Here is a 24,437-nt window from a genome sequence, read left to right as displayed (position 1 = left end):
GAACGCATTCGCGGACGAAATCTCTGCACGTCGATCCCCCGTCGGTCGACCGAGCGGCGCACTGAAGTCCCTTACCGTACTTGACTTTCTCGCTCCAGAGCGCCGACCGGCAACCGCCTCAGAAACCACAACCCTCCGGCGACCACGTGCGGTCACTCGCGTTGCTGCCGTCCGCCCGCACCACCCGAACCTCGACGCACAACGTGCCCGACGCGGCGAGCTCGACCGAAGGCACGTCAACCGTCCCGGTCTTCAGCTCGTCATTGGTTCGCCACACGAACTTGTCGCCGGCCTGCGCGTCCGGATACGTCCACGTGAAGCGGAGCGTCTTCGGGTTCACGCGCGTCACGCTGACCACGGCCTTGCCGGAAACCCCGACCTGAGCACCTTCCTGGCTCTTCGGCTGCGCCCCCACCGGAGCCGGCAGGGAACCCTTGTCCGGCATCAGGAACGTGCTGGCGACGACCACGCCGGCAGCAACCGCCGCGGCACCGGCGTACAGCGGCCAGCGCGGCCTCCGGCGAGTGGGCGCGTCGGAGGCGGCCGGAACGACAACGGCTTCCAGTCCGGCGGTGGGGGCCGACTGGTGGATGTGCCGCAGTCGCTGGGCGAACTCGTCGGCCGACACCGGGCGCGCGGCCGGGTCGGCCGCCATCGCGTGGCGCAGCAACGCTTCCATCGGTTGTGGTGCGCGGCCCGTTGGGCGAGGGCCTGCCTGCAGGATGCGTTGTTCGATCGCGGCGCGGGTGTTGGAGCCGCGCGGCACCACGAACGGCGAGTGGCCGACCAGGAGGTGCCACAACGTCGCGCCCAGGGAGAAGACGTCCGCGCGGACGCCGTGGGCGCCGCTGCTGATCACCTCGGGCGCGGTCCAGGGCAGCCGGTCTCGGCCGGTGGTGCCGAAGTCCGTCAGACACACCTGGCCGCGTTCGTCGAGCAGCACGTTGGCGGGCTTGACGTCGCGGTGCACGACGCCGGCCTGGTGCGCGGCGTGCAACGCGTCCGCGAGCTGTACGCCCATCTCCACCACGCGCTCGAACGGCAGCGGCGCCGCAGCGGCCGAGTCGCCGTCCGGGTAGTAGCGCATCACCAGGTACGGCAGGCCTGCGCGGGTCCGGCCGGCGCGGTGCACGGGGACGATCCCGGGGTGGGAGAGTCCGGCCACCGTCCTGATCTCGTTCACGCGCGGTGGGTCGACCAGAAGCTTCACCGCGACCTCGCCGTCCTGGCCGCGGTAGTGATGAACGTTCTTGCCGAGCGGTCGGACGTACCGGAAGCCGGGGATCTCCGGTAACTCCTCTGTCATTCGCCACCTCGTGGTCAGCGACGTCGGTGAGATGGCCCCGCCCATCTCACCGCGCCGGACACTTCTGCAAGGGCTTGGAATAATCCACCGCCAACCCGACTGTCAACCGTCAACCCACCAGTTGAGACGCGATGACGATCTCCGAAGAGGGGTCGTGGCGGACGTCAGGCGTGCTCGCCGCGATGACCGTCGCCCGGTGCCACGGCTGTTCGCGGAGCATCAGCGGCACCTCCTCTGCCAGCCACTCCGCGACGTGGCGGCGCTGGGCGGAGGAGTCGCCGTCGCGTGCCACGAGCCGGCGTTCCTGCTCGTCCAGATCGCCCTGCAGCCAGATCGAGGCGTCGATCCACGGCTCGAAAACTGCCCGGATCGTCCCCGTGCCCTCGACCCACACGACGTCCATTCGCGCCGGGACGCGGATCGCACCGGGGCGGTCGTGCGCGATCCAGGCTCGCGGCCGGAACTCCACCGCCTCGCCCCGGCGCAGGGGCCGCAACACGTGAGAGACCAGGAGGTCGCCCCAGTCGAAGAACGCGTGGTTCCAGGCGACGTCGTCGGTGTGCACGACCTCGGACGCGGGCACGGTCGCCTGCAGCCGTGCGGCGAGCGTGGACTTCCCGGCGCCGCCCCGCCCGTCGATCGCGATGACGAGCGGGCGGCCGGTGACCCCGAGCGCGGCGAAACGCTGCACGAGCGAGGACAGCTTCACCACGTGCCACCCGGTGCCCTCGGCCTCACCCGCGTGCAGACGCATCCACGACCTCCACCTGGCTCAGCCGAGACCGATCTGGCTGAAGAACGTCTGGTTGTCCCAGAACAAGAACTCCTCGTCCATCGTGCCGCGCCGGTTCCACAACCCCACAGTCGCCATGTTGACCGCGTACCGGCGCCCGGTGGGAGCGATGAAACCTCCTTTGCCGTCCGGCATCGGCCGCGTGAAGGTGCCCTTCATGACCCCGGCGACCGCGCTCAGACCGCCGTTCGCGACGCGGAGGTAGTGGGACTCGACACGGGTGTCCGGCGCCCACACGAACAACGCCTTCAGGTCCTCGACGTGCTTGTCGATGCCGTCGGTGTAGTGGCCGTCGGGCCAGTGCACGCGGATGTTGCGCGCGTGGCTCTCGCCGAGCCGCGCCCACTTCTGGTGGCTGAAGACGTCGAAGTCGAGCTCGTCGAACGTCTCCAGGTTGCGCCGTTCCTGCATGGTCAGGTCCTTCGCGAACGGCGGGTTGGGCACCGGGGTGACGGACGGGTCCGGCAGCGGTGTCCACGGCGAGTACCCGGCAGGAGCGGCCTCGGCGGTGCCACCGGCGACGGCCGCCAGGGCCATGGCGCCGAACGCGGCGGTGCTGCCGTTCGTGATGAGTGAGCGACGGTTGAGCATCTCGTGCCACCTCTCGTTCAAGTTTGAACAAGAGCTTGGCACTAACTTTTCGTTAGCGCTAGCGATGCCGCAGTGCTCCCGGTCACTTCACCGTCGCCATCGGGAACTGGGAGTTCGTCCTGGCCACGCCGGGCAGCCGGGTGAGGGTCGAGATGTAGAGGCGTTCGTACGCCTCGATGTCGGCCACGGCGACCCACACGTGGTAGTCCGGCTGGCCGAACATGCGCAGGCACGACTCGACCGCGTCCAGCGCGGCGACCTTCGCCTCGAACGCGGAGATGGTCTCGATGTCCTGCCTGGCCATGTCGATGTGCACGAGCACGCGGAAGCCGCGGCCGATCGCGGCGGGGTCGACGGCCGCGTGGTAGCCGGTGATCACCCCGGCCTCCTCCAGCGCCCGCACCCGGCGCAGGCACGGTGAGGGGGTCAGGCCCACCTTGTCGGCCAGTTCGGTGTTCGTCAGCCGCCCGTCCTCCTGGAGGTGGCGGATGATTGCGCGATCGATGCGGTCCACTGGCAGATCATGCCACGCGCAAGGTACGCCGCAGCAGAAGTAGCAATCGGATGCCGTCGCCCAAGACCTAATCTGCCTCTCGTGAACGAACTCCTGCTGACCGACGAAGAACGCGACCGCGCCGGAGCCCGCCTGCTCGCGGTGCTGGACGGCTACGAGCGAGGCCTGGCGAAGGCCGAGGTGCTGCCGCCACCCGACCGCGACCGGCTGGCGGAACTGCTGACCACCCCGATGCCGGCACAGGGCATCGGCGTCGACGCGCTCTTCGACCGGTGGGAGCAGACGGTCCTGCCGAACTCCGCCGCGGTGGCGCACCCGCGCTTCCTCGCCTACGTGCTCGGCCCGCCCAACGGCATCGCCCCCTACGCCGAAGCACTGGCCGCAGCACTCAACCAGAACTGCAACATCTGAACGCTCGGCATTCCGGCCTGCGTGAAGATGGGCGCAAGACTGGCCTGACCTGCTGGTTCGTTCTCGTTGGATCCGGTTGTATCCGGACCGTTCTGGACGTCAGACGGCCTGGAAACGGCCTGAAAGTTGATCACGGCGGCTCCTCGGGTTCGCGCACAGACGCGGCTCGCGGGGCCTTTCGGCGTACCCGGAGACCGGAAGGTGATCACGGTCGGAGCAGCCTTGAAGATCGGCACGACCTCGGCCACGGGTGCGGGTCGCTCCACCTGGCGGGGGCGTGAGGTGGCGGCTACGGCCTGGTTCTCCAGCTCGTAGAGGCCCCAGAGCGAGAGCTGTCCCGGCTGGGCATGGTGGCGGTTCCTCATGGTCAGCACTCCTGCGTTGAAGGGCTTGAGTGAGGCGGTGGCTACTCGCCCCCGCTCCCTCGGCCCTGGCCGCAGTTAGCACCGTGTCGTTGGTGTCAAGGGTGGGCCTTGGCCCATCGCGTAGCGACGCCGTAGGCGCCCTTGATACCGGCGGCACGGTGCTAAAGGATCTGGCCCCCGTGGGAGCAGTCAGCGCACGTGACCTGCACGTTTGCAGGCAATTCCGCGGCGAGATCCGTCAGCTTTCGTGAGCAGATCCGCCGGCCTGTTGGCCGCTGGTGGCGGCGCGCGGACACGGCCACCTGCGCGCGCTCCTGCGCGGGGCCGACAGGCGGAGCGAAGCGGGAGCCTGGCGTGTCCCGATGCGGGGAGCGGGCGCAACGGTGGGCGGTGTCAGCGCAAGACGCCCGCCCGCGCGCCGCCAGCGGCGGCGCGCCCTTGATCCCCTAAAGCACAATTCTTCAACGCAGCGTGCGTGACAAAATCGCGGCAAGTCCGCTGCGACCCACTGTCCGTGGCGGAGATCCCAGGAAGGCAGTACTGCATGATCAGTCTCCAGCCAGTGGTAACGCCGCTGCCAGAAGATGTCAGGCGGCTTCGACTCGCCCTCGCAGGATTTCGAGCAGCAAAGATCCGCCATGACCAGGCCAGAGACCATCGTGATCTGGAAAACTCCTACACGTCAGCGGTTGAAGCAACTATGTGGGTAGTCGCTATCAACGATCAGCTCCGGAAGTTTTACAGCCACTCCTACGAGAACGCACGAGACAACAACACGTACGGCATGGTCATGAGAGGTGTGCTCTGGGTGCGCAACAGACACGCTCACCAATTGCCTGTCACGGTGGACGAAGACCCCACAACCTTCTTCGGTGGGACAAAGGGGATCATCAGCTTGTCGGCCGGGATGCGCTGGCGCAAGGTGGCCGAACTTCCTCCACCTGACCGCAGGTTCCTGGACCCGACCGGTGAAGCCAACTACCAAACACACTTAGAAGGTAGGAGCACCAACGACGTCTTGAATTCGTGCGACCTGTGGTTCTCCGAACTCGAAAGCTGCCCCACCTGTCTACTGTAAGCACTGCCTCACTTGTCAAGCTTGTGACAGCAGGCCGAACTAGAAGATCGACTGAACCAGAGACAGGAGTTGATCAGCTACAGCCGGTGCGACGGCGATTGTGTGTGTTGATGCCTTCGTGTGCTCGGCACCTGAGCTGTCCATCACGAGTGCACCCGCCTCGCGCGCGATGAGAATGCCGGCCGCGAGGTCCAGCGGCTTGTTCGAGAGCACGATTGCGCCGTCGACCCGCCCCTCTGCCAACCACACGAGGTCGTGCGCAGCAGACCCGAACATGCGGACCCGCTCGACCCGTGCGGCAAGCTCGGCCGTGAGCGCGATCCGCTGGCGGTTCTTTTCCGCCGCACCATCCCCAAGCGCGTAGTCGCCAATGGCCACAATGGACTTGGACAGCTCGGTCGTCTTGCTCGCCGACAGCTTCCTCCCGTTGACGAACGCTCCCCCGCCAACGACGGCGGAGTAGTGAAGTTCCAAGTATGGCAACGAAACTGCGGCGACTACCGTGCGATCGCCCTGCATCAGCGCCAGAGACACGCCACACAGCGGCACGCCGTGAACGAAGTTAGCGGTGCCGTCGATCGGGTCGAGCCCCCACACGTATGGACTGTCTGCGGCGGCGTCGCTGCGCCCTTCTTCCTCGCCCACGAAGCCGATGTCAGGGGTCACCTCGGCAAGGTACTCGCGGATCTCGTGTTCGATCCTCACGTCCACGTCTGTGAACGTGTCGCGGTCAGTCTTCTCCGTGACAGTCTCTGGGCGGGCGGTCTTGATCAGCTCATGACCGATGCGGACGGCCTTCCTAGCCACGTCCACCAGGTGGTCGAGCTGGTGCATCAAGCAACCTCCCGTGCGCGGTCCCACATGGACTCGAAAACCTGGGCGAACGTCCCATAGAGACCAGGCATGGCCTCGTCCTTCTCGATCACCAGCGTGGGTGACTCGACGCCTCGCGCGTCTGGAAGGTACGGCTGCACCACGCACTTGAGATCGTCGATAATCGTTATGTTGTAACGGATTGGCTCGTCGTAGACGCGGATGCCGAGCACACCCTTGGCGCTCGGAGACGCCTTCGATCCGACCCGCCTGAGAGCTTCGATGTTCAACCGCGTGAGCGTGCTGAGGTGTCCCGTCGGCAGACCCTCTTCCTGCTCGCGGGCAGTGCTGTAGGTCCCGTTCGGATCGAGGAACAACGCCCGGATGACCGTGCCTTCCTCGATCGCGTCAAGCAGGCTCTTGTCCGAGTACTGCTGGCACAGCATGTTGAGCGACAACCCGGCCATGCTGATCGTCTTCGCGCCATCGAACAACGTGCGCGGGGTGACGTTGTGCAGGAACTCGGTCCGCGTCGCGTAGGCGGCGGTGATGTCGGCAAGGCGGGCCTGCTGAGGCAACTGCACCGGACGCGGAGCAGGGGCGGTGCTGGCTGCTCGCTGCGGCGGGGTCACAAGGCTTTCGCTGTCGCCCTCGTGGGGCGCAAATAGCTGCTGTGCGCTCCAGCCCGGAAACATTTTCTCCAGGACGCGGCAATGGTCCGCGTATGGCAGTCCCAGCAGATCGCCGGAGGTCCACCGGTAGAACTGGGCCTTGCTCGGCCACTTGCCGACAAGATCACCGTCTAGCTGCTTCGCGATGCGGTCGTACTCCTTGCGGAACGTCAGGTAGCCCTGCATGTGCCGCTGCCGCAGCAGCACTCTCAACAGCGTCGACTCGGTCGGCATGACCTCTCCCCGTGGTGCGAGACCCGATCAAGGTACCACGCAGACGAGACCAAGACGAGACTATCCGAGTGTGTCGCGCGGTAGACGAGACAGGGACGGAACGTGGACGGGACGAATCGGTGCCGAAGCTATTCATGCACGGTCCAGAAACAGCAGTGCGCCGCGAACGAGCGGCCATACAGAAGGAGAACCAAGTGGGTATCCCCGCTGGCCATCGGTTCCCGATCACGTTCGACGAGTTGTTCCCGCAGGGGTTCTTCGTGTTGAGCGTCGAGCGGGCAACGGAGTACTCGGAGGGCAAGCAGCCCCGTCCCGCCGTGGACAAGCTGACGGGCCTTCCGGTGTGGACGGTCCAGGGCACGGACCCGTCCGCGAAGGGCAAGAACACGGGTCAGGTCGTCAAGATCGCTTCGGAGTACCAGCCGGTTCCGCCGGAGGTGCTGCCCGGTACGCCGTTCCGCCCGGCGGTCTTCCGTGGCCTCAAGGTCACGCCGTACGTGCGGGACGGCTGGGTGAGCTACACGGTGTGGGCGGAGGAGATGTTGGCTCCGCAGACGTCGAACCGTGGAGCGAAGCAGCAGGGCAACGCCACGCCTGACGCGCCCAAGGCGGCGTAAGCCGTGGGAGATCTTCAGACCTTGGGTGAGCAGTGGCAGAAGGCTTACCAGCGGTTCACGGCTGCCGATGAGGCGAACCGCTACGCGAGTCCCGACGACCCGGACGCCGTTGCTCGGATCGCGCCCGCCTATCGACAGGTGGCGTGGGCCTGGCGGCAACTCGCTGGCCACGCGGACACGCCCTGGTGGGCCAAGGCGGCTGCGTTGCACGCTGCTGAGATGTTCGACCACCAGGCCGATTCGCGAGAACAGTTGTTGCGCAAGGACACCGACGCCTACGGCGAATCGGGCGTGGGGAGGTTGACGTGACCGTGGTCGAGCGTCGTGAGGCTACGTGGGCTCAGACCCAGAAGATCGCGTCGTTGTCCGAGGCGCATGACGTGCTTCCTCGGCTGATGCCGCGCAAGGGTGCCGAGGTTGCGGAGCTGAGGAAGTTCTACGAGAAGAGCGCGGAGGTCTATCGGCGCGTGGCCGAGATCGACCGTGGTCATCACCACGAGGCGCTGTACTGGGCTGAACGTGAGGCGCAGAAGGCGCGAGATCTGGACGGGGCCTGAGGAAGAAGGCCCTGCGCTGTAACAACTTAAGAGGTGTTGCCGCTATCGCGTGACCTGATCGTGGGTCACGCGAGGGTGGGCTACGCCTTGGTGCACAACTAAAAACGGGTGTGCGGCCGGTTGGTGGTCGCCAATGGAAACAGCCGAGTTCTTGGCGGTTCTGGGTCTGCTTCCATGGCGACGCACTGACTGGTCTTTCTTGTCGTCTTCGTTGCTACGCAAAGGATTCCCAGTCGTGACAATGGTATCTGTCTGCACGGGTGCGGCGTCAAGCCGAACCGTTAGCCCGGTGGTGTGGATGTCCTCACTACCCCAGATGATTGGGGGTGAGGCCTGATGGGTAGGTGGGTTGATCCGGCCCCGTTTGAGGGTGTGCGTCCGCGTGTGCCGTGGTGGGCGCTGGTTCCCGGCAAGCTGAAGTGGATTGCTGCGTTTCTAGCGTTGGTGTGGCTGCTGCTGGTCGGCGGCGTCCGCCTGGCGTTGCTGGTGGTGCGGTACCCGATGGTGACACTGACCCCGGCGTTGCTGCTGGTGTGCTGGCGGTGGCTCGGTGTCGTGCCGCTGGTCCTGGTGCTGCTCGCGGTCGCGGCCGGCCTGGTGATCTGGTGGGGCCTGTCGCGAGGTTCGTTCCGTGGTCAGGTGTGGCTGCGGCTGGTGACGGAGTGGCGTCGCGCCTCGGTGTACGTGCCGCGCTGGAAGACCACCGTGCGCCTTGCCGAGCTGGCCAAGGAGTGGCGGGGTCGTGAGTACCTGCCGAAGCTGCGGCGAGTCCGTTCGGACGGCTGGCGGGACCGGGTTCGGGTGCGGATGATTCCGGCCCAGTCACACGAGGAATGGGAGCTTCGTCGCGCTGGCCTGGCGCACTCGTTCGGGGCGCGGTCGTGCCGGGTTCGGGTGCTCAAGCCTCGGATGCTGGAACTCGACTTCGTGCACGCCGATCCGCTGGCCCGTCCGGTGCCGGTGCCGCCGTTGTGCAACGACGCGGACGCGGTGGATCTCAAGCGCGTGGTCGTCGGTGTCCTGGAGACCGGGAAGGCCTGGCGGCTCAAGCTCCTCGGCAACCAGGTCCTCGGCGTGGGTGTGCAGGGCGCGGGCAAGGCCTCAGTGCTGTGGTCGATTGTGTGGCACCTCGCCCCGGCCATCCGCGCGGGAGCTGTCCGCCTGGTCGGTATCGATCCCAAGGGAGGCATGGAACTCGGACAGTGCGAGGAAGCGTTCTCGCGCCTCGTCTTCGACAACGGCACGGCTGCGGTCGAGCTGCTGGAGGAGATCGCGGCGGAGGTCAAGGAACGAGCCGCGAAGTACCGGGGTGTGCGCCGATTGTGGGCCCGTCGCACGGGTGAACCGTTCACCCTGCTGATCATTGACGAGTTGGCGGATCTCGTTGCCTATCAACCAGATCGCAACCTCCGCGAACGTGCGGTGCGGGCCATCTCCACCATCACGTCACAGGGCCGCGCACCTGGTTACGCGGTGCTGGGACTGGTGCAGGACCCGCGTAAGGAGGTCGTGGCCTTCAGGCACCTGTTCGGCACAAAGATCGCGCTCCGGCTCGATGAGGCCCCTCAGGTGGACATGGTCCTGGGTGAGGGTGCGCGTGTCCGGGGCGCTGCGGCTCACGAGATCAGCGAGAACACGCCCGGCGTGGCGTGGGTGAAGACCGACGGGCGCGGTATGCCCGAACGTGCGCGGGCCTTCTACATCACCGACGCGGACCTGGTCGAGCTGGCCATGTTCTTCGGGATCACCGAAGCCACGGTGCACGAGTTCCCGATCAGTCCCGACAGCGGCGAGATGAGTGGAGGTGCAGCGGCATGACCAACAACCAGAAGGAGGTGATGACAACCACTGTGGACAGTGCGGAAACTGTTGCTGCGCCTGGGGTTGTCCCGGCCGTCACTGCTGACGTTTCCGGGATGACTTCGGCGGAGCGTGCCCGGATGCCGCTGACCCTCGACGTGGTCAAGGCGGCGGCTGAGCAGCACGGCGTATGTGTGCGTCCCGTGCTGCGCGAGGTCGTGGACCTCGACACCGGTGAGGTCCGCATGGTGGGCGTGCGGTGCAACTCGACGATCGCGTCCAAGTGCCCGGCGTGTGCCGATCGCAACCGGCGTTCGCGGATGGCGCAGTGCCGGGAGGGCTGGCACCTCGACAGTGAGCCTGTGGCGGAGCGGGAGACCGCCACGACTGACCAGATCGAGCTGGTGACCTACCGGGCCGATCTGACCGCTGAGTACCGCCTGGCGCAGCACGAGAAGGAGGCGGAACAGGTCGAGGACCTGCGGGAAGCGATCAGGGAAGCGGACTCTGACCTGCGCCGGGAGGGAGTCCGCGGGAACCTTCCCTCGGTGGATCGGCCGGCTGTTGCGGCTCCGGTTCGCTCGACTCGTCGGCGTCAGGACTCGCCGAACCTGCCTCGTCGCAAGGTTGCCAAGACCACGGTGGGGCGGGAGTTCGCGGGCAAGTACCGGCCGTCGACGTTCGTGACGGTCACGCTGGACTCTTACGGCAAGGTGCGCTCTGACGGCACTCCGGCTGACCCTGCGTCGTACGACTACCGCCGTGCTGCTCGGGACGCGGTGCACTTCGCGTCGCTGGTGGACCGGTGGTGGCAGAACCTCCGCCGGGTCGTGGGCTGGGACGTGCAGTACTTCGGCACGGTCGAGCCCCAGAAGCGCATCACCCCGCACGCCCACTTCGCCGTCAGGGGCTCGATCCCGCACGCCGTGGTGCGGCAGGTGACGGCGGCTACCTACCTCCAGGTGTGGTGGCCCAACCACGACGAGATCAAGTACAGCGGCGACAGGTTGCCTGTGTGGGACATGCGCGCCATGGGGTTCGTGGACCCGGACACCAATGTGCCGCTGGCCTCGTGGGCGGACGCGGTGGCCGGTCTGGACGCTCCGGCGCACGTGGTCGAGTTCGGATCTCAGGTGCACTCCAAGGGCATCCTCGGCGGCACGGAGGAGGCAGGGCGGCACATCGGCTACCTGACCAAGTACCTGGTCAAGTCGATCTCCGAAGTCGTCGCGGTCGACGAGTCGCAGCGAGTGAGTGAGCACGCGGACCGTCTGGCGGCCGAACTCGCAATCACGCCGTGCTCGGAGCGGTGCGCGGTGTGGCTGCTCTACGGCATCGCCCCTAAGGGCACGAACTCCCGGATGACTCCAGGCCGCTGCCGTTCCAAGGCTCACCGCCGGGAGACGCTCGGGTTGCCGGGGCGGCGGGTGCTGGTGTCGCGGCGGTGGTCGGGGAAGACCCTCGCCGAACACAAGTCCGACCGGGCGGCGTTCGTGAAGGAGGCGCTGGCTGCTGCCGGGATCGCCAAGCCTGAGGGCACGGACCGCACGCGGCTGATGTGGGCTCCGGTCCGGGCGGGTGATCCACACGCTCCCAGCCGCGCAGAGCTGCTGATGCAGATGATCGCTCAGCGGCTCAAGTGGCGGGCCGAGTACGACCAGGGCCCAAGCCGTCCTCGCTGTCCTACCTCGACCCGCACCCGATGAGGCGCTGAATCTTTCAGCAACTCACCGGGAGGCGGCCTGACCAGCGACGGAAGGGGGGATCTGGTGAGTGACCGACCGCGCTTCATCACCGTGGAATGCCTCTGGACGCCGGCCGTTCTGGCCGATTTCCTCGGCATCCCTGAGAAGACGCTGACCGACTGGCGTTACCGCAGCGTGGGACCTGCGTTCGTCCGGCTCGGAAAGCACGTCCGTTACCGCCCGGATGACGTCCGGGACTGGCTGGACGATCAGAAGGCCGCCTAGCACGTAGCGAGCCAGCCGGGCAGCTCCTCCCGGCCTGTCCGGCTGGCTCTTTCTTTCAGCAACTCCAACACAGAAGGGCTCACCCATGGCCGGACACATTCAGGACCGGTGGATGCGGGTCAAGCGCGATCCCGACACCGGTAAGGCCGTGCGCGATGAGGAAGGCAAGGCGATCAAAGAGCGCCACCCCGCCATGTGGGGCAAGGGCGACAGGTACAAGGTGCGGTATCCGAAGCCTGGCGGCGGTGAGGACTCGAAGACCTTCCCGGACAAGCAGCTCAAGAAGGCCCAGGCCTTCCTGACAAAGATGCAGAACGACATCCTGGACGGCGCGTACGTCAACCCTCAGGCGGGCAAGCTGACGCTTCGCGCCTACGCGGAGAACTACGTCAAGGGACGGTCCCAAGATCCATCTTCGCAGGAGACGTTGAAGCGCCAGTTGGAGAACAACGTCTATCCGTTCCTCGGGGACAAGAACCTTGATGCGATCAAGGTGGATGTCCTGCGGGACTTCCTGGCCTGGTTGACGGATGAGCGGGCGGTGTCGGTCAACTACCAGGTACAGATCTGGAAGGCCTTGTCGTCCATCCTCGACGCGGCGCGAGAAGAGAAGAAGATCGGCGCGAACCCCTGTCATTCGAAAGCCATCTCTGCGCCGCGCCCGGTGGAGAACAAGATCGTGACTTGGCCTGAAGTCAAGCTGAACAAGATCTCGCTTGCCCTGGAGGCTCGGCACAAGATCGTGATCCCGCTCGGCGCTGGCCTGGGTCTTCGCCAGGGTGAGATCTTCGCGTTCTCGATGGACAACGTGGACCGCGATCAGATGATCTACCGCTGCTCGCGTCAGATCGCGATCATCGGGAACAAGCTGACGTTCCGCTTGCCCAAGGGGCACAAGACGCGTGAAGTCCCGCTGAGTCAAGGCGTGCTCGATGAACTGGACGCGTACGCGGAGAACTACCCGCCGGTCGCGATCACGCTCCCCTGGAGCGAGCGAGACAGCAAACAGACCGAGACCGTGAACCTGCTCATGGTCAACTACCAGGGGGCGCCAGACCGACGTCAGACCTTCAACAACCGGGTGTGGCTGCCCGCCTTCAAGCGTGCGCGCATCGAACACGACGCCGACGGCGACGGGATGCACGCACTACGGCACCTCTACGCGTCCCATCTGCTCGCCCAGGGCGTCAGCATCCGTGAGCTGGCGGACTACCTGGGGCACTCCTCGCCCGCCTTCACGCTCCGCAAGTACGCGCACATGATGCCGTCCAGCCACGACCGGGCGCGGCTGGCGGTCAACTCCATGTTCAAGCCGCGCAAGCGTGCAGAGTCCACAAAGGACGTGACGGCTGCCGGCGAGATCGCCCCCGAGGCCGCCGAGTCGCGGCCCGTCGACGGCTGACGGCCTGGGGACGGCCTAGCGGCCTGAAAACAACTCCACATAGGGATGTTCTGGCAGGTCAGGCCTTGATCCGCAGCAGAACTGCAACTTCTGGCAGCTCTCCCCCGCGGCCAGCGTCGTCGAACGCGCGGTGCTGGAGTGGCTCGCCTCGGTCATCGGCTTTCCCAGCACCGCCAAGGGAATCCTCACCGGCGGCGGATCGCTGGCCACGCTCCAGGCGCTCACCACCGCGCTGAACGACCGCGTGCCCGGCTTCCGCGCCCAGGGCCTGCAGCGCGACGCTCCCCCGCTCGTCGTCTACACCTCCGTCGAGGCCCACCGCAGCGTCGACAAGGCCGCCGCGATCCTCGGCATCGGCCTCGACCACGTGCGCCACATCCGCACCGACGCCCAGCACCGCATGGACGTCGCCGCACTGACCCAAGCGATCGAGGAGGACCGGCGCGCGGGCCGGCAGCCGTGGTGCGTGGTCGCCACCTGCGGCACGGTCTCGACCGGCTCGGTGGACCCGCTCGACGCCATCGCGGACCTGTGCGAAGCGGAAGACCTCTGGCTGCACGTCGACGGTGCCTACGGCGCGCTCTTCCTGCTCTCCGACCACATGCGCGCCCTGATGGGCGGCTGCGCCCGCGCCGACTCGATCACGCTCGACCCGCACAAGCTGCTGTACGCGTCGCTGGAGGCCGGCTGCCTGCTGGTGCGCGACGGCGAGAAGCTGCGCGACGCGCACGCGTTCAACTCCTCCTACCTGACGGTCGCCGACGACCCGCTCATGACCGACTACATGGACCACGGGCCGCAGCTTTCCCGCAACTTCAAGGCTTTCAAGGTGTGGAGCGCACTCCAGGCGTTCGGTGTGGACGCCTTCCGCACGGCCAACAACCGCACCCTCGACCTCGCCCAGCGCCTCGGCCGCGGCGTCGAGGCCACCCCTGGCCTCACGCTGCTGGCGCCCGTGACGCTGACCGCGGTGTGCATTGCCGTTGATGGCGCTTCGGCTGAAGAGCACACGGCGTTGCTGGCAGAACTCGCCGCCGAGAACACCGCGTTGCTCGGCCCGGTGCTGGTGGACGGGCGGCACGGGATCCGCGCATGCATCACCAACCACCGGACGAGCGAAGCTGACATCGACCTGATCGTCGACCGGCTCGGGCAGATCGCGGCTCGGTGACAGCAGCCCGGCCGGAGGTCAGACAGGCCGCGTCACCGTGACCGCGGCCCGGCACACCTCCACCGGATCCCGCACCTGCGCCACCGTCGCCGCCGCCCTCCCTGCGGCGGCGGCGAACCGCGGATCACCCAGCACCCGAGCCACCGCGTCCCTCAATCCCTCCACAGTGGACGGACGAACGATCACCCCGCTCCCCTGCCGCGCGACCCGGTTCGCCATCTCCCACTGGTCACCACCGCCCGGCACCACCACGACAGGAACCCCGGCCCGCAACGCCTTGGCCAGCATCCCGTGCCCACCCCCGCACACCAGCACGGATGACTCCCGCAGCAGCTCGTCCTGCCGCCCCGGCCCCGACCGCGCCCATGAGGGCAGCCCGTCCGGGGCCGGCGCGAACGTCGACACCACGGCCCTCACACCCAGCCCGCGCAACGCATCCAAAGTCATCGAGGCCATGTCAGCGGCCCCGGTCCAGGCCGTCGACGGCGCGATCATCACCAGCGGCGCGGTGCCCGGCGGCGGACTCATCCGCTCCCGGCTCGCCTCCCACAGCAACGGACCCACCACGTGCGCGTTGCGCGGCCAGTCCGGGCGCGGCACCTCCAGCGCGGGCAACGTCGCGATCAACCTCACCGCAGGTCCCGGCTCCCGCGCGCTCAGGCCGATCCGCTGGCGCACGACAGCACGTTGCCGCGAACCCTCCCGAATCGACCTGGCCGTGAACGCACGCAGCACCGCGTCGCGCATCCTGCCCCGCACGCCGACACCGGCGGCCAGCCCGCTGCCGAGCGGCGGAAGTCCCCGAGACGGCTCGTAAAGCGGGTGCGGCGACAGCTGCGCCCACGGCACGCCGAGAAGTTCGGCGGCCATGCTCGCGCCCAACGCGAGGACGTCGCACACCACCAGATCAGGCTCGGCGGCAGCCAACTGCGGAACCAAGGCCGAAGCCAACTCAGCGGCCTGGTCGTGCAGCGCCTGACCGAGATCGGCAGCACCCCGCAGGTCGGCCAGCGCCAGGCCGCAAACCCGGGACGCCGTGATGCCCTCGGCAACAGCAGCGTCGACCCACCGGTCACCGGTGAACAGGACCGGGGTGTCACCGACCTCGACGAACCTCAGGCACAACGCGATCGCCGGCACCACATGCCCCGGATCGCCTCCGGAGACCACAGCTACCCGCACGGCGCTCACTCCATCACAACGACCTGCCGCACAGCCTCACCGGAAGCGAGCCGCGCGAACCCCTCGTTGATCTCCTCCAACCGCAACCGCCCGGACAGCAGGCCGTCCACCGGCAACCGCCCCGCGCGGTACAGGTCGATGAACCGCGGCACATCCCGCCGAGGCACACACGAACCCAGGTAGCTGCCCTTCAACGTCCGTTCCTCGGCAACGAGGTTCAGCGCGGGCAGCGACACGGTCCGATCCGGATGCGGCAACCCCACCGTCACCGTCGTCCCGCCAACAGCCGTGGCCGCGTAGGCCTGCTCCAGAACCGCCGCGACCCCGGTGGTGTCGATGACCTTGTCCGCACCACCACCGGTCAGCTCCCGCACCGCGGCGACGGCGTCCGGCCCGCCCTCAGCCGCGTGCGTCGCACCCGAAGTCAAGGCCAGGTCCCGTTTGTGCGAGACGACGTCCACCGCGACGACCTGCGTCGCACCCGCCGTCACCGCCGCGAGCACCGCCGCCAGCCCGACACCGCCGAGCCCGAACACCGCGACCTTCTCCCCCGGCACGACCTGCGCGCTGTAGAACGCCGCACCCGCACCGGTCAGCACCGCGCAGCCGAACAGCGCGGCTATGTCGAGCGGCAGGTCCGGCGGCACGAGCGTGGCCGAGCGGTCGGAGATCACGGTGTACTCGGCGAAACCGGACACGCCGAGGTGGTGGTGCGGCCGCGTGCCGTCCGGGAGCGTCCACCGGCGTTCGCCGCTCAGCAACGTGCCGTCGCGGTTCGCCAGCGCACCCGGTTCGCACAACGCCTGCCGCCCCGAGGCGCAACGCCGGCACGCGCCACACGCGGGCACGAACGACAGCACGACGTGGTCGCCCGGCTTGAACTCGGCGTTGGGGCCCGCCTCGACGACCTCACCCGCCGCCTCGTGACCGAGCACCATCGGCAACGGCCGGATGCGCGAGCCGTCGATCACGGACAGGTCGGAGTGGCACAGGCCGGTGGCGTGCACGCGCACCAGCAGTTCGCCGGGACCGGGCGGGTCCAGTTCCAGTTCGACGATCTCCAGCGGCCCGCCGACACCGGTCAGCACCGCGCCCCGCGTCTTCACGCGACCACCAGGCCTTCCATCGCCGTGCGCAGACCCGCCGGGATCTCCACCGGTTTGCGGGTCGTCCGGTCGACGAACACGTGCACGAAATGCCCCTCGGCGATGACGTCGTCGGCGAGGAAGAACCCCACCTCGTAGCGCACGCTCGACCGGCCGAGGTGCCCGACGCGCAGTCCGGCGTCCAGCACGTCCGGGAAGGCGGCCGAGGCGCGGTAGTTGCAGTGCGACTCGACGCAGAGCCCGATCTCCCGGCCGGTCTGGATGTCCAGCCCGTGATCGATCAGCCACGTGTTGATCACGGTGTCCATGAAGGCGTAGTGGACGACGTTGTTCACGTGCCCGTAGACGTCGTTGTCCGCCCACCGGGTCGGGATCCGCTGCCAGTGCCGGTAGTCGTCGCGCACACAACCTCCAGGGTTGATCGACCAGGTGCCGAGACCACGAACTTAGCCGGGCGGCACGTCAGGTGAGCAACTCCACGAGGTGGACCACGTGGCCGCGGGCCCAGGTCTGGTGCGCGCCGCCCTGGAAGGTCACCAGGACGTCCTCGTCGTACGTCACGGCGACGACCTGGCCGACCGGCCCGATCGAGCCGTAGAGCCGGACGAGGTCGCCCGGCATCAGTTCGTCCGCAGTCGTCGTGTCGATGTTGCGGGCCATCGAGGCCGGCCGCACGCGGGCGGTGAACAGCCACCACGACCCACCGCACAGCGCCGGCACCGTGAGCACCAGGACGCCCGCGACGACGGGGTACGTGCCCACGAGCACGGCCGCGCCGACCGACGCCCACAGCAGGCCGACGACCGCTGCGATGTGGGACGAGCTCACGGGGTGGTCACCGACCTGGAGCCAGCCCGTCGTGCGCACCCAGCCGTCCTCGGTCAGGCCGCGCGCGACGACGGGCGTCACGACCGGTTTGCTGAACAGGTCGACGTGTTCGTCAGTCAGCACGCTGCCACCTCAGCTGGTTCTTGGCGTTGCGGGCGCAGACCATCTCGGTGCCGTCCTGAGACGTCCTGCGCGAGCCTTCGATGAAGCACAGCTTGCCCAGCCTCGGGTCCACGAAGTCGCTCGGCGGCGTCACCGACGTGGTGGGTATGCGCGGTACGGACCACGATGGCGGTGCCGAGGGCTCCGGCGCAGGAGTCGTCGTGGTCGTGGTCGGACTCGGCGTCGAGGACGTCGTGCTCGCAGCGGTGGTCGTGCTCGTGACGCAGGCGGCGGCCCACAGGCCGCGCCGTTCCTCGCGGGCGGTGACCTCGACCGTCGCGAGCTCGTCGCGGGAGGCCGGATCGACCGACGCCATCCCTTCCCGCACAACGGTCTTCGCGTAGTCCGAGCCGTCCGGCAGTTGCACGTCGACCGCGATCTCGCCGTTGCCGGGAACGCCGTCGTTCTTCACCGTGAGCCGCACGTTCTTGCCGCGCAACAGGTTCTGCGCGGCGGCCCGCGACTCGGTCAGCCAGCAGCCCGCGGTGCGGCGGATCCCCGCGACGCGGGCGTGGAAGAACAGTCCGGTGGCGGGCTCCAGGCCCTCGAACGAGTCCACATCGGACACCTCACGGACGGTCACCTCGAAGGCGTCGCCGCGGTGCAACGCCGGCGAGGACTCGGCGCTCCCGTGCTCTCGCGGCGGCGTTCCGTCGACGAAACCGGCAGCGGCGGTCGTGACGAGCGCGGTGAGCACGCCGAGGCTCATGATCGTGAGCCTCGCGGGCTGGCTGATACGCCACCAGAAGCGGCGGACAAAGCTGGGCAATGGCGGTCCCGGGATTCATGTGTTCGGACAATCTTTGCGACAAAAGCGCTGGTCAACGCCTTTCCGGGGAGTGTTGTTGCCGATCACTTCACCGTCAAGGACGAAAAAGGTTCAATTGAATTCTTCACCGCCCCCAGGCGCAGGCTGTGATTGATCGTGCACGCAGACCGTCGAATCCGCGTCGAATTCGACGCGGATTCGACGGTCTCCGGCTAGCTCGCCGGGTTCAGATCGAGACTCCACGTGTCGATCGTGCCGACGTCCTGTGCGGCCAGGTCGCGCACGCGAAGCTTCCACGTGCCGTTGGCGGCCTCACTCGACACATTCGCGGTGTAGGTCTGATTGATGTTGTCCGTCGAGCCGCCGGAACGGTTGTGCAGCGTGTACGCCGTGCCGTCCGGTGCGATCAGGGCCACCGTCAGGTCACCGATGTAGGTGTGCCGGATGTTCACCGCCACCCGCGTGACGGTGGACGGCGTCGCCGAGCACCCGGAGATCACGATGTCGCTGTCGACCGCGGCGCCCGCGTCCGGGATGGCGACGTCGTTCGGGTTCGTGCCGGAGCAGCTGCCGCCACCACCACCGGTGATCGTCAGGTTGTAGGTCGCGGTGCGGGATCCCGTGCCGGTCGCGGTGATCGTGACCGGGAAGGTGCCGTTGACCGCCGACGCCGTGGTGCTGATCGTCAACGTCGAGCTGCCGCCCGTCGTGACCGACGCGGGGTTGAACGAAGCCGTTGCGCCAGAAGGCAGTCCGGACGCCGACAGCTGCACGGTCTGCGGGTCACCGCTCACCGTCGCGGTGGAGACGGTGGCCGAGACGGACGAACCCGCCGTCACCGAACCGGACGTCGGCGAGACCGACACGGAGAAGTCCGCGCCGGGCGTGGGGCTGACCGCCGACTTCCACAGGGTGTAGGCGATGCCGTCGACCGCGCGGTTGAGGTGGGTGTCGCTGACGTTGGCCGTCGTGTCGCAGGCGCGGTGGTAGCAGGGGTCGAACGCGCTTCCCGCGCTGCCGCCCCACTTGTTCGCCTGCGCGGTCGTCTTCGTGGCGCTGGCACCCATGGCGTAACCGGAGGCCGGAATGCCCGCGTTGGTGAAGGACGCGTCGTCGGAACGGTTGCGGCCCTCGGTGTTCTCCTCGGGCGACAGGCTCAGGGAGTCCCAGTAGGCCTTCATGTGGGTGGACTGGGTGCTGTTGATGTTGTTGATGAAGTAGCCGCCGTTGACCGACCCGACCATGTCGAAGTTGTGGTAGGTCTTGATCTTCGTGCGCTCGGCGGACGGGAGCTGCGAGACGTAGAAGCGCGAGCCGTTGAGGCCCTGCTCCTCGTCGGTCCACCAGGCGAACCGGACCTTGTTCAGCATCGCCGGGTTGAGGCGCGCCAGCACGATCGCGGTTTCGAGCAACGCGGACGAGCCGGTGGCGTTGTCGTTGATGCCCGGGCCCGCGGACACGCCGTCGAGGTGCGCGCCGAACATGTAGACGTTGTTCGCGTTGCCACCGGGCCATTCGGCGATCACGTTCGGGCCGGCGCCGGTGGTGCAGCCCGAGGTGCAGGGCTGCTCGGTGACGGTGAACCCGGCCGCGGTGAGCTTGTCCTTCACGTACGTCACCGACGCGCGGTAGCCCGCGCTGGTGGAACGCCTGTTGCCGCCGTTCTGCGAGGCGATGGTGCCGAACGCGTTCAAGTGCGCCTTGACCGCCGTGATGTCGATGTCGGGCGGCTGGACACCGCCGCCTCCGCCGGTGACGGTCAGCGTGTAGGTGGCGGTCCTGGTCGTGGCACCAGCGGCCTGGATGGTCACCGGGTAGGTGCCGGCCGGTGTCGACGCACTGGTGGAGATCGTCAAGCTGGAGTTCGAGCCCGTCGTGACGGACGCCGGGTTGAACGCCGCGGTCGCGCCGGAGGGCAGGCCGCTCGCGGTCAGCTGCACGGTCTGCGCCTGGCCGCTCGTCGTCTGGGTCTGCACGGTGGTCGACGCCGCCGAACCCGCCGCGACCGAACCGGAGGCCGGTGACACAGCGACGGAGAAGTCGTTGGCCGGAGTGGCGCCGAGGTTCAGCGACCAGGAGTCGATCCGGCCGACGTCGTTGGCCGCGTTGTCGTTGACCCGCAGCTTCCACGTGCCGTTCGAGGTCTCGCTCGACAGGTTGACGGTGTAGGTCTGGTCGATGTTGTCCGCGCTGCCGCCGGTGTGGTTGTGCAGCGGGTAGGTCGACCCGTCCGGGGCGACCAGGGTGACCGCGAGGTCGCCGATGTAGGTGTGGACGATCTTCACCGGCACCGTGCTGGTGGCCGACGGGGCAGACGCGCAGTCGGTGATCGTGATCGGCGACTCGACGGTGGTGTTGTCGCCGATCGCGACGTCACCGTCGTTGGTGCCCGAGCAGCCGGCGAGCGGGGCAGCGGAGGCCGCAGGGATGGCCATCGATGCCGCGACCACGACGGTCGTCAGGAGGCTTGAGAGCAGGGGTCTTCTTCGCACGGGCGGAACTCCTTCGCAGGGAACGCAGGGCCTGGCCGCGAAGGTAACTCCGGCGAAGACGATCGACATCCGGTCGTTCGGATGGTTGTTGTCACGGTTGATGACGCTCTATGTTCCACAGCGGGCGCACACATCGGACTTCGAGCTCTGCTCGGAAAGGGATGTCATGGTCTCCGCACGTCCATGGCCCGTACCTGTTGTCGCAGTTTGCAGTGCCCTTGCGTTGCTCTTCTCCCCTCCTTTCGCCTCCGCGGTCCCCGACCCAGTCATCGGAGCTGTATCGGTCGACCACCGCGCGGTCGTCGAGGTCACGGACTTCGGCGCGGACCCGACCGGCAGGTCGGACTCGGCCGCGGGCATCGCGGCGGCCGTCGAGCACGCCAAACGGCTCAACCGGCCCACGACGATCCGCTTCGCGCCCGGCACGTACCAGATCTACCCGGAGCGTGCCTCGAAGCGGGAGCTGTACGTCAGCAACACGCTCGGCACCGACCAGGCGTGGAAGACGAAGAACATCGGCATCCTGATCGAGGACATGCACGACGTCGTGGTCGACGGCGGCGGCGCGACCATCCTCAACCACGGGTTCCAGACCGTGTTCGCCGCGGTCCGGTCGACCGACGTGCGGTTCACCGGCTTCACGCAGGACTGGGTCGCGCCGAAGACCGTCGACGTCACGGTGACCGAGACCGGCGTTCGTGACGGGCGTGCGCATCGCGTCATTTCCGTGCCGCCGACCTACCGCTACACCGTCGAGGGCACTTCCGTGCGCTGGTCCGGTGAGCGGAGTCCGTTGACGGGCGAGCCTTACTGGACGGGAACGAATTCGTTCAACTACTCGCAGGTGCACGACCCCGCGACCGGCAAGACCTGGCGCACCTCGAACCCGGTCTTCACCGACGTCGCCTCGATCCGCGACCTGGGCGGCCGTCTGGAGATCGTCTACACGAACGGCGTGCCGCCCAAGGACAACGGGCTCGTCTACGCGATGCGGGAGACCACAAGGGACACTCCGGCCGCGCTTTTCTGGGAGTCCGCGCGGGTTTCCGTCGATCACATGAAGCTCGGCCACCTCCACGGCTTCGGTCTGGTCGGCCAGTTCAGCGAGGACATCACCGTCGACTCCGTGGTGTTCAAGACCGATCGCCGGACCGGGCGGGTCACCTCCAGCTTCGCCGACCACATCCAGATGTCCGGCGTCAAAGGCACCGTGCGCGTCACGAACTGCGTCTTCGACAACCCGCAGGACGACCCGATCAACGTCCACGGCACCTATCTCCAGGTGACCGGCGCGGGTTCTCATGAGCTGCGGCTGCAGTACGCGCACCACGAGACCGCGGGCTTCCCGCAGTTCTACCCCGGCAACGCGATCGAGCTCGTCAGCAAGCGCACCATGCTGCCCGTGGCGACAGCCACCGTCGTGTCAGTGGACGGTCCTACCGGCCGGAGTGTGCCGCCCGGCGCGGATCCGGCGACGTACCTGCGCAACATGACCGTGGTCGTGGACCGGCCCTTGCCCGAAGCGGTTGCAAGTTCGCCGACTGACCACGCCGCCGAGAACACCACCTACACGCCGTCCGTCGTCATCAAGGGCAACACGTTCAGCGCGGTGCCCACCCGAGGCATCCTCGTGACGACCCGCAAACCGGTGCGGATCGAGGACAACCGCTTCGACGGCATGACCATGGCCAGCATCTACATCTCGTCCGACGCCCGTTCGTGGTTCGAGTCCGGGCCCGTGCGGGACGTCGTCATCCGCGGCAACGTCTTCGACCGCCCGGCCAGTCCGGTGATCCTCTTCGAACCGACCAACCAGGACTTCGTCGCCGAACAACCGGTGCACCGCAACGTTCGCATCGAGGACAACTCGTTCAACCTGATCTCCGGGACCGTGCTCGCCGGTCGCAGCGTCGGCGATCTGACGTTCCGCGGCAACCGGGTCCAGCACTACACCGGCCTCCACCTGACCGGGCCCGATCAGCCGTTGTACGTCGGCGGCACCGCGGCGCTCACCACGGACGCGCCGCCCTCCTCGAGTACCGCCCCGCTGTTCACTTTGGACGGTTCCGACAACGTGACGTTCGCCGGCGACCGTTACGCCAAGGGTTTCAACCAACGCGTCAGCACGGCCAACATGTCGGCTTCCGAGGTCAGCGTCCAGGACGATCTCGCGCTGAACGCCGACAGGTTGTCCGAGGTACCCGTGACGGTGACCTACCGCAGCTCGGCCCCGTCCGTCGCCACCGTCGACAGTCGCGGCGTGCTGACGGGAGTCCAGAAGGGACAGACCGTGATCACCGCCTGGGCCCGGGTCGGCGGCAAGCTGCTGCGCGCCGAGCCGCTGACGGTGACCGTCCGGTAGTCACTCTCCCCGGTACCCGTCGACGAAGAGCATGCGGCGGCCCGCGAGATCCGACCGGGTCGCGCGGGCCGCCGTGTACTCGGGCGAGTGGTACCACTCCTTCGCCCGCGCGAGATCCGGGAACTCGATCACGACCATCCGGTTCGTCTCCCGCCAGTCACCCTCCAGCGCCTCCGGCAGCGCGCCGCGGGCGAGGAAACGCCCGCCGTGCTGAAGAATCGACGCCTTCGCGAGCTCGCGGTAGGAGCGAACCTCCGGATTGTCCACGTAGTGGGATTCGGCAATGACGTAAGCGGTCACGAACCCCATGATGGCATGTGGGTAGAATGCTTTTCGTGAGTTCACCGCAATTGTCCGGGCAGCCCACTTCGGTCACCTATCCCGCGGGTTCCGTGCGGGAGACAGCGACAGTTCTGCACGTGATCGAACGCGCAGCCGGCCAGACTCTGGTGATCACCGACGTGACACCGTTCCACCCGCTCGACCCGCTGTGGCCGGACCAGCCGGCCGACCACGGCTCGCTGCGGACCCCGGACGCCACGCACGCGGTCGTCGACACCGTCACCGTCGCTCAACGCGCCGGCGGACCGCTCCTGGTCGGTGACGAGATCGACGCCCGCCGCGACGAGCAGGACGTGTTGTTCCAGGTGGCGCACGTGATCGAAGGCAGCGTGGCGGTCGGCGACCAGGTCGAGCTGCTGGTCGACACCGACCGCAGGCAGCGGCTCAGCGCCGCGCACACCGCGTGCCACCTCCTCGCGTACGCGCTCAACGAGGTGACGCACGAGCTGTGGAAGAAGCCGGGACCGCTCGACTCGCGCGGCCACCACGACTTCGACGAGGCGACCTGCGTGAGCACCCGCCACGACGTCGGCGGCAGCCACGACCAGTACCGGCTGGGCAAGTCGCTGCGCAAACGCGGATTCGACTCGGCACGTTTTCTCGACGAGCTTCCGCGCATTGTCGGCGAGACGAACGACCTGCTCGCGAAATGGGTCGCCGCCGATGTCGCGGTGCGAATCGACTGCGCCGGCCACCGTCTCACGGACCGGCGGCAATGGGTGTGTGAAACGCCGGGTGGAATCGCGCAGATGCCGTGCGGCGGCACCCACGTCACGCGACTCGGTGAGATCCGGCAGATGACGGCGGTGGCGACGTTCGACCCGGACAGCTCGCTGCTCACGATCAGGAACGAGGTCGAGGTCCGCTAGCGACGTGTCGGCCGAGGTCCGCGGACCTCGGC

Annotated in this window: 24 protein-coding genes and 1 pseudogene; 12 read left to right on the top strand and 13 right to left on the bottom strand. The window is 67.7% G+C overall.

The annotated features are described in order from the left end of the window. Positions 1-118: 118 nt before the first annotated feature. From LFM09_RS06600 to LFM09_RS06585, 4 genes are all read right to left on the bottom strand, one after another. Positions 119-1,306, bottom strand: coding sequence for a serine/threonine-protein kinase (locus LFM09_RS06600; protein ID WP_414095376.1), 1,188 nt, complete (start codon positions 1,304-1,306; stop codon positions 119-121). 109 nt (positions 1,307-1,415) lie between these two features. After that, positions 1,416-2,060, bottom strand: a complete 645-nt coding sequence (locus tag LFM09_RS06595) for a uridine kinase family protein (protein ID WP_414095375.1) — start codon at positions 2,058-2,060, stop codon at positions 1,416-1,418. Between the two features lie 18 nt (positions 2,061-2,078). Then, positions 2,079-2,690 (bottom strand): ester cyclase, encoded by a 612-nt coding sequence (locus tag LFM09_RS06590; RefSeq protein WP_414095374.1) that lies wholly within the window; start codon positions 2,688-2,690, stop codon positions 2,079-2,081. Positions 2,691-2,772: 82 nt separating this feature from the next. Then, positions 2,773-3,204 carry an Lrp/AsnC family transcriptional regulator gene (locus tag LFM09_RS06585; protein WP_414095373.1) on the bottom strand — a complete coding sequence of 144 codons (432 nt, stop codon included), beginning with the start codon at positions 3,202-3,204 and terminating at the stop codon, positions 2,773-2,775. 81 nt (positions 3,205-3,285) lie between these two features. Between LFM09_RS06585 and LFM09_RS06580 the strand changes: the two genes are divergently transcribed. Both LFM09_RS06580 and LFM09_RS06575 read left to right on the top strand, forming a co-directional pair. Beyond that, positions 3,286-3,615, top strand: a complete 330-nt coding sequence (locus LFM09_RS06580) for a hypothetical protein (protein ID WP_414095372.1) — start codon at positions 3,286-3,288, stop codon at positions 3,613-3,615. A 909-nt stretch (positions 3,616-4,524) separates the two neighbouring features. Then, positions 4,525-5,058 (top strand): hypothetical protein, encoded by a 534-nt coding sequence (locus LFM09_RS06575; protein ID WP_414095371.1) that lies wholly within the window; start codon positions 4,525-4,527, stop codon positions 5,056-5,058. Positions 5,059-5,097: 39 nt separating this feature from the next. Here the strand turns inward: LFM09_RS06575 and LFM09_RS06570 are convergent, their stop codons facing one another. Both LFM09_RS06570 and LFM09_RS06565 read right to left on the bottom strand, forming a co-directional pair. Next, positions 5,098-5,892: an inositol monophosphatase family protein gene (locus LFM09_RS06570; RefSeq protein WP_414095370.1), complete on the bottom strand. Its 795-nt coding sequence runs from the start codon at positions 5,890-5,892 to the stop codon at positions 5,098-5,100. Beyond that, positions 5,892-6,749: a DUF5919 domain-containing protein gene (locus LFM09_RS06565; RefSeq protein WP_414095369.1), complete on the bottom strand. Its 858-nt coding sequence runs from the start codon at positions 6,747-6,749 to the stop codon at positions 5,892-5,894. The genes LFM09_RS06570 and LFM09_RS06565 overlap by 1 nt, the downstream gene beginning before the upstream one ends. 221 nt (positions 6,750-6,970) lie before the next feature. Between LFM09_RS06565 and LFM09_RS06560 the strand changes: the two genes are divergently transcribed. The 8 genes and pseudogenes from LFM09_RS06560 to LFM09_RS06525 form a co-directional block, all read left to right on the top strand. Further along, positions 6,971-7,393 (top strand): hypothetical protein, encoded by a 423-nt coding sequence (locus LFM09_RS06560; RefSeq protein ID WP_414095368.1) that lies wholly within the window; start codon positions 6,971-6,973, stop codon positions 7,391-7,393. A 21-nt stretch (positions 7,394-7,414) separates the two neighbouring features. Next, positions 7,415-7,702 carry a hypothetical protein gene (locus LFM09_RS06555; RefSeq protein ID WP_414095367.1) on the top strand — a complete coding sequence of 96 codons (288 nt, stop codon included), beginning with the start codon at positions 7,415-7,417 and terminating at the stop codon, positions 7,700-7,702. Then, on the top strand, positions 7,699-7,950 hold the full coding sequence (locus tag LFM09_RS06550) for an AMED_5909 family protein (protein WP_414095366.1): 252 nt from the start codon (positions 7,699-7,701) through the stop codon (positions 7,948-7,950). The genes LFM09_RS06555 and LFM09_RS06550 overlap by 4 nt, the downstream gene beginning before the upstream one ends. A gap of 336 nt (positions 7,951-8,286) precedes the next feature. Beyond that, on the top strand, positions 8,287-9,768 hold the full coding sequence (locus LFM09_RS06545; protein ID WP_414095365.1) for an FtsK/SpoIIIE domain-containing protein: 1,482 nt from the start codon (positions 8,287-8,289) through the stop codon (positions 9,766-9,768). A 98-nt stretch (positions 9,769-9,866) separates the two neighbouring features. Then, a complete protein-coding gene (locus tag LFM09_RS06540; protein ID WP_414095601.1) occupies positions 9,867-11,456 on the top strand; it encodes a replication initiator in 1,590 nt (529 codons plus the stop codon). A gap of 63 nt (positions 11,457-11,519) precedes the next feature. After that, positions 11,520-11,720, top strand: coding sequence for a helix-turn-helix transcriptional regulator (locus LFM09_RS06535; protein WP_414095364.1), 201 nt, complete (start codon positions 11,520-11,522; stop codon positions 11,718-11,720). An 85-nt stretch (positions 11,721-11,805) separates the two neighbouring features. Then, entirely contained in the window at positions 11,806-13,122 is a 1,317-nt protein-coding gene (locus LFM09_RS06530; RefSeq protein WP_414095363.1) for a tyrosine-type recombinase/integrase, read from the top strand. Between the two features lie 100 nt (positions 13,123-13,222). Continuing rightward, positions 13,223-14,293: pseudogene (locus LFM09_RS06525) on the top strand (pyridoxal phosphate-dependent decarboxylase family protein); the annotation flags it as partial. A gap of 18 nt (positions 14,294-14,311) precedes the next feature. Here LFM09_RS06525 and LFM09_RS06520 read toward each other — a convergent pair. From LFM09_RS06520 to LFM09_RS06495, 6 genes are all read right to left on the bottom strand, one after another. After that, positions 14,312-15,475, bottom strand: coding sequence for a glycosyltransferase (locus tag LFM09_RS06520; protein ID WP_414095362.1), 1,164 nt, complete (start codon positions 15,473-15,475; stop codon positions 14,312-14,314). Between the two features lie 5 nt (positions 15,476-15,480). Beyond that, positions 15,481-16,581, bottom strand: a complete 1,101-nt coding sequence (locus LFM09_RS06515; RefSeq protein WP_414095361.1) for a zinc-binding dehydrogenase — start codon at positions 16,579-16,581, stop codon at positions 15,481-15,483. Continuing rightward, the gene (locus tag LFM09_RS06510; RefSeq protein WP_414095360.1) at positions 16,578-16,985 is read right to left on the bottom strand and encodes an acyl-CoA thioesterase; all 408 of its coding nucleotides are present in this window, start codon (positions 16,983-16,985) and stop codon (positions 16,578-16,580) included. Before LFM09_RS06510 ends, LFM09_RS06515 begins: the two co-directional genes overlap by 4 nt. 58 nt (positions 16,986-17,043) lie before the next feature. Further along, complete coding sequence (locus tag LFM09_RS06505) at positions 17,044-17,532, bottom strand: hypothetical protein (protein ID WP_414095359.1); 489 nt, start codon at positions 17,530-17,532, stop codon at positions 17,044-17,046. Next, entirely contained in the window at positions 17,522-18,280 is a 759-nt protein-coding gene (locus LFM09_RS06500) for a thermonuclease family protein (RefSeq protein ID WP_414095358.1), read from the bottom strand. The genes LFM09_RS06505 and LFM09_RS06500 overlap by 11 nt, the downstream gene beginning before the upstream one ends. 272 nt (positions 18,281-18,552) lie before the next feature. Then, on the bottom strand, positions 18,553-20,832 hold the full coding sequence (locus LFM09_RS06495; protein WP_414095357.1) for a proprotein convertase P-domain-containing protein: 2,280 nt from the start codon (positions 20,830-20,832) through the stop codon (positions 18,553-18,555). Positions 20,833-21,055: 223 nt separating this feature from the next. Here LFM09_RS06495 and LFM09_RS06490 point away from each other — a divergent pair, with 223 nt between their 5' ends. Beyond that, positions 21,056-23,194, top strand: coding sequence for an Ig-like domain-containing protein (locus LFM09_RS06490; RefSeq protein WP_414095356.1), 2,139 nt, complete (start codon positions 21,056-21,058; stop codon positions 23,192-23,194). On the opposite strand, the gene LFM09_RS06485 is transcribed toward LFM09_RS06490, so the two are convergent. Continuing rightward, positions 23,195-23,494, bottom strand: coding sequence for a DUF1330 domain-containing protein (locus tag LFM09_RS06485; protein WP_414095355.1), 300 nt, complete (start codon positions 23,492-23,494; stop codon positions 23,195-23,197). 35 nt (positions 23,495-23,529) lie between these two features. Between LFM09_RS06485 and LFM09_RS06480 the strand changes: the two genes are divergently transcribed. Beyond that, positions 23,530-24,405, top strand: coding sequence for a metal-dependent hydrolase (locus LFM09_RS06480; protein ID WP_414095354.1), 876 nt, complete (start codon positions 23,530-23,532; stop codon positions 24,403-24,405). Positions 24,406-24,437 lie beyond the last annotated feature (32 nt).

Source organism: Lentzea alba, assembly GCF_047445655.1.
Lineage (GTDB): Bacteria > Actinomycetota > Actinomycetes > Mycobacteriales > Pseudonocardiaceae > Lentzea > Lentzea alba_A.
The sequence above is the reverse complement of the archived record's forward strand: the minus strand, read 5'-3'. Positions and strand labels throughout refer to the sequence as shown.

Bases quoted from the DNA above. Each gene is read 5' to 3' on its own strand.
- LFM09_RS06600 (WP_414095376.1), bottom strand. From the start codon at position 1,306: ATGACAGAGGAGTTACCGGAGATCCCCGGCTTCCGGTACGTCCGACCG.
- LFM09_RS06595 (WP_414095375.1), bottom strand. From the start codon at position 2,060: ATGCGTCTGCACGCGGGTGAGGCCGAGGGCACCGGGTGGCACGTGGTG.
- LFM09_RS06590 (WP_414095374.1), bottom strand. From the start codon at position 2,690: ATGCTCAACCGTCGCTCACTCATCACGAACGGCAGCACCGCCGCGTTC.
- LFM09_RS06575 (WP_414095371.1), top strand. From the start codon at position 4,525: ATGATCAGTCTCCAGCCAGTGGTAACGCCGCTGCCAGAAGATGTCAGG.
- LFM09_RS06570 (WP_414095370.1), bottom strand. From the start codon at position 5,892: ATGCACCAGCTCGACCACCTGGTGGACGTGGCTAGGAAGGCCGTCCGC.
- LFM09_RS06545 (WP_414095365.1), top strand. From the start codon at position 8,287: ATGGGTAGGTGGGTTGATCCGGCCCCGTTTGAGGGTGTGCGTCCGCGT.
- LFM09_RS06540 (WP_414095601.1), top strand. From the start codon at position 9,867: ATGACTTCGGCGGAGCGTGCCCGGATGCCGCTGACCCTCGACGTGGTC.
- LFM09_RS06530 (WP_414095363.1), top strand. From the start codon at position 11,806: ATGGCCGGACACATTCAGGACCGGTGGATGCGGGTCAAGCGCGATCCC.
- LFM09_RS06500 (WP_414095358.1), bottom strand. From the start codon at position 18,280: ATGAGCCTCGGCGTGCTCACCGCGCTCGTCACGACCGCCGCTGCCGGT.